Annotated in this window: 3 protein-coding genes and 1 pseudogene; all 4 read right to left on the bottom strand. The window is 58.3% G+C overall.

Annotated features, from left to right (window positions below):
- Positions 1-260: 260 nt before the first annotated feature.
- Positions 261-1,784 carry an amidophosphoribosyltransferase gene (purF, locus tag A3754_RS16740; protein ID WP_007148625.1) on the bottom strand — a complete coding sequence of 508 codons (1,524 nt, stop codon included), beginning with the start codon at positions 1,782-1,784 and terminating at the stop codon, positions 261-263.
- A gap of 11 nt (positions 1,785-1,795) precedes the next feature.
- Positions 1,796-2,290, bottom strand: a complete 495-nt coding sequence (locus A3754_RS16735) for a CvpA family protein (protein ID WP_063520613.1) — start codon at positions 2,288-2,290, stop codon at positions 1,796-1,798.
- Between the two features lie 193 nt (positions 2,291-2,483).
- Positions 2,484-3,107, bottom strand: coding sequence for an SPOR domain-containing protein (locus A3754_RS16730; RefSeq protein WP_231880660.1), 624 nt, complete (start codon positions 3,105-3,107; stop codon positions 2,484-2,486).
- A 34-nt stretch (positions 3,108-3,141) separates the two neighbouring features.
- Positions 3,142-3,515, bottom strand: a pseudogene (locus A3754_RS27815) (bifunctional folylpolyglutamate synthase/dihydrofolate synthase); the annotation flags it as partial.

The following is a 3,515-nucleotide window of genomic DNA, read 5'->3' as shown; positions in this document are numbered from 1 at the left end:
TGCGCCATTTCATCCGTGCGCAATTGCGCCGTACGGATAGCCAGGGTTTCCACACTCAGGGTTGTCGGATCCAGATCATCACTCATGGTTTATTCTCGCTTTCATGCCGCACACGACACGCAACAACGCGTCAGAGATTTGCGCCCAAAGGAAGTATCATTACACGCGAAAAAAGCCGAGTCGATTCGCAGCGACGGATTCATTCATCTGGCAGCACGCCTCAATTGCCTTGTTGCGTGTCGCGTGCTGCGTGCCCGGCATTAATTAGCATTATGCAGGTCGATAATTTCGTTATCCGCCAAGGCCTGGGTCTTCTCGCTGTTGCCTTTGGCCGCGTCGTTGCGCCGCGCTTCCAGGTTGGCCAGATAGTCCGGGGTGATATTGCCGGCCAGATACTCGCCATTGAACACCGAGCAATCGAAGGACGCCACATTCGGATTGCCCTCCTGACAGGTTTCCACCAGATCATCCAGATCCTGATAGATCAACCGGTCAGCGCCAATCAGCTCACCGATTTCATCAGTGGTACGGCCGTGGGCGATCAGTTCCTGGGCCACCGGCATATCAATGCCGTAAACGTTCGGGTATTTCACTGCAGGTGCCGCGGAGGCGAAATACACCTTGCGGGCGCCGGCTTCCCGAGCCATCTGGATAATTTCGTTGCAGGTGGTACCGCGCACGATGGAATCATCCACCAGCAATACGTTCTTGCCCTGGAATTCCAGTTCGATGGCGTTGAGTTTCTGGCGCACCGATTTCTTGCGCTGTTGCTGGCCCGGCATAATGAAGGTACGACCGATATACCGGTTCTTGATAAAGCCTTCACGGTATTTCACGCCCAGATGATTGGCCATCTGCAAGGCGGACGTGCGGCTGGTGTCGGGAATGGGAATGACCACATCGATATCGTGGTCCGGCCATTCACGCTCCACTTTCTCGGCCAGTTTTTCGCCCATGCGCAGGCGCGCCTTGTACACGGAGATGCCATCGATAATGGAATCCGGTCGCGCCAGATAAACCTGCTCAAAAATACACGGATGCAGGCTCGGGGATTGTGCACACTGGCGGGTGTGCATCTCCCCATCAGCGGTGATGTAAATCGCTTCGCCGGGGGCCAGATCACGCTCCACGTGGAAACCCAGGGAAGACAAAGCCACAGACTCGGAAGCCACCATGTATTCCGGGCCGTTGGGGGTGTCCTTGCGGCCAAAGCACACCGGGCGAATACCATGGGGGTCGCGGAAAGCCAAAATGCCGTAACCGGTAATCATGGCCACCACCGCGTAGGCCCCTTCCACTCGTTGATGGACTGCGGCCACCGCATCAAAGATATCTTCCGGCTCCGGCTGCAACTTGCCGCGGCTTTGTAACTCGTGGGCAAACACGTTCAGCAGGACTTCGGAATCGGAGGTGGTGTTGATGTGGCGCAGGTCGGCACGAAAGATATGCTCGGCCAGAGCTTCCGCATTCGTCAGGTTGCCGTTGTGGGCCAGCGTAATGCCGTAGGGGGAGTTCACATAGAACGGCTGGGCTTCCGCCGAACTGGAGCTGCCTGCCGTGGGATAGCGCACATGGCCAATCCCCATGTTACCGACCAGCCGGCGCATATGGCGGGTGCGGAATACATCGCGCACCATGCCGTTATCCTTGCGCAGGTAGAGACGATCACCGTCGCAGGTCACGATACCAGCCGCATCCTGGCCACGATGCTGGAGAACGGTCAGGGCATCGTAGATCCCCTGGTTCACATGGCTATGACCGACAATACCCACAATGCCGCACATGGTACTTACCTCTAGCTGCCGCTTACATTCATGATAAAGGCGAGAAGGCTCTCGCCCACGTCCCGGGTCCATGCTTCCATCATCACCAGATGGGGAACCAGGGTGGAATCGTGCCACCAGGGGTCAGCGGCAAATAGATGCCGACCCAGGGCAACCAGTACGACCATCAGCAAGACCCCTCGCAGGGCGCCGAACACCATACCCATCAATCGATCTGTACTGCTCAGGCCAGTGACGCGGATCAGTTCACCGAGCAAATGGCTAATGAGGGCGCCCACCGCCAACGTCAGGACAAACAAGCTGCCGAAAGCGACAACGGCCCGCAGGCTGGGGGTAGTGATCTGGTCCTGGAGAAGAAGGTCCAGGGCCGGGCTGAACAGGCGCGCGATAATAAAGGCCGCTACCCAAGTGAGCAACGAAAAGGCTTCGCGGGTAAATCCCCGGCGCACACTCAGAAGTGCGGAGACTGCGATAACAAACAGAATGATGCCGTCTGCCAGATTCATGTAAAGCGTGCTCTCGCCGGCGGGTTAAGGCTGAAAAAGGGCAATGCCGGACCAGGAGAAGGCGGACATGGCACCCTGCAAATACAGACGGCGCAGTTTATCAGAGGCGAACCCGCTTGCCCATGCATGCCAGGTTTTGCTGCTGCATTGGACACCATCGCAATCAGGACACAACCGCAAGCACCGCCGGCAGTCAGGGCACGTAAATCCGCACCAGCCCCTTGAGCTTGAAACGCTCGTCATCGGCCAGCTTCTGCCGGGTGGACTCGGCATCGTCCTTGCGAATTTCCGGCCCGACCATGACCCGATGCACCACTTTCCCTTCATGACTGTCGGTCTGTATATATGCCCGATAACCCGCGTCTTTGAGTTTATCGACCATGCCGCTGGCATTATCCGCATCGGAATAACTGCCGGTCTGCACCACGAAGCCGGCCAGCACTGGGCCATCGGCGGGGTCGATCTGGGGCGGTGTCACAGGTTCTTCCGGTGGCGGTACCGGCGCATTTTCCTTCACCGGCGTCACTGGCTCCGGCTCTTTCGGAACGGTTTTCGCGTCCTCATCGTTCAGCTGCTGCTCGGCAGCATCCCGGATTGCCTGGCGGTCAGTGACAATGCGCTCGTCCGCCGTGTCCAGGCGCTCCTGCGGCACTACAGGTTCAACCAGCACGGTTTTGTGTTCCGGCGGCTCGGGGATACGCATATCTAACGCATTGCGCACCTGCTCAGGAGTACGGAACAGGAATGGTGCCAGCGCCCCAGCCAGAATCAGTAACAGTACAATGCCCACAATGCGCTGACGCGCTCGATTATCCACCGGTTTCTCCATTCAGCATTCACTAGCACCGCCGTTACTGCGCCTGCTCGCGAGCTTCTGCCACGGTATAAAAGGAACCAAAGACGACCACCTGGTCCTCACCACCAGCCGCACCCAGCGCGGCGCGAGTAGCCGCCGCCACACTGGCATATTCCTGGTACTGCGCCGTGTCAGGCAGTCCCTCTCGCAATCTTGCCGTCGGTGCCGCACGGGGAATCTGCGGTGCCGCCAGGTACCACTGGACAGCCATGCCGTTAAATAGCCCAATCACCGCATCAACAGGTTTATCGACCATCATACCGAACACCAGATGCCGGGTCCCGGTACAGGGCGGCAGCTGCTGCAGAAAGCGTTGCACCGCCGGCAGATTGTGGCCCACATCAAACCAACAGGACACCCCACCGATGT

Source organism: Alcanivorax sp. HI0083 (assembly GCF_001635175.1).
The sequence above is the reverse complement of the archived record's forward strand: the minus strand, read 5'-3'. Positions and strand labels throughout refer to the sequence as shown.

Excerpts from the sequence above, each read along its gene's own strand:
- A3754_RS16735 (WP_063520613.1), bottom strand. The coding sequence starts at position 2,290 with ATGAATCTGGCAGACGGCATCATTCTGTTTGTTATCGCAGTCTCCGCA.
- purF (WP_007148625.1), bottom strand. The coding sequence starts at position 1,784 with ATGTGCGGCATTGTGGGTATTGTCGGTCATAGCCATGTGAACCAGGGG.